This is a genomic window from Streptomyces sp. DH12 (assembly GCF_020873895.1).
Classification (GTDB): domain Bacteria; phylum Actinomycetota; class Actinomycetes; order Streptomycetales; family Streptomycetaceae; genus Streptomyces.
In genome coordinates this window covers 1-461 of sequence record NZ_JAHWGT010000986.1, presented here as the reverse complement: position 1 = coordinate 461, position 461 = coordinate 1, and the positions used below count along the sequence as shown (strand labels likewise).

The window sequence follows — 461 nt, the reverse complement described above, 5'->3', positions numbered from 1 at the left end:
GTGCTTGTCCCAGTACAGCTGGGCCAGATCCTCGCCGAAGCACTTGGACAGCCCGTAGAAGGTGTCCGGCCGGCGCGGGGTGTCGACGGGGATCAACGGGTCGTCGCCCCGCGGTCGCGGGGTGCAGCCGACGGCGTGGTTGGAGGAGGCGAAGACGATCCGGCGCACACCTTCCTCACGCGCGGCCTCGTACAGGTGGTACGTCCCCTCGATGTTGGCCTTGAGGATCTTGTCGAAGGGTGCCTCCAGCGAGATGCCCGCCAGGTGCACGACCGCGTCGACCCCCCGCACCGCCTCCCGCACGGCGTCCTGGTCGCTCAGGTCCCCGACGACCGCGTCGGGTTCGCCGTCGATGGGCCGCATGTCGAACAGCCGCAGCTCGTAGCCGTACGAGGGGAGCAGCTCCCGCATCAGCGTGCCGAGACCGCCGGCGGCGCCGGTGAGCAGGACGGTGCGGGGAG

The 461-nt window shown here is 70.7% G+C and carries 1 protein-coding gene; it reads right to left on the bottom strand.

Features of this window, described 5'->3' with window-relative positions; all coding sequences use genetic code 11:
- On the bottom strand, window positions 1–461 hold a 461-nt coding region (locus LPA54_RS38115), incomplete at both ends, for an NAD(P)-dependent oxidoreductase (protein ID WP_228984969.1).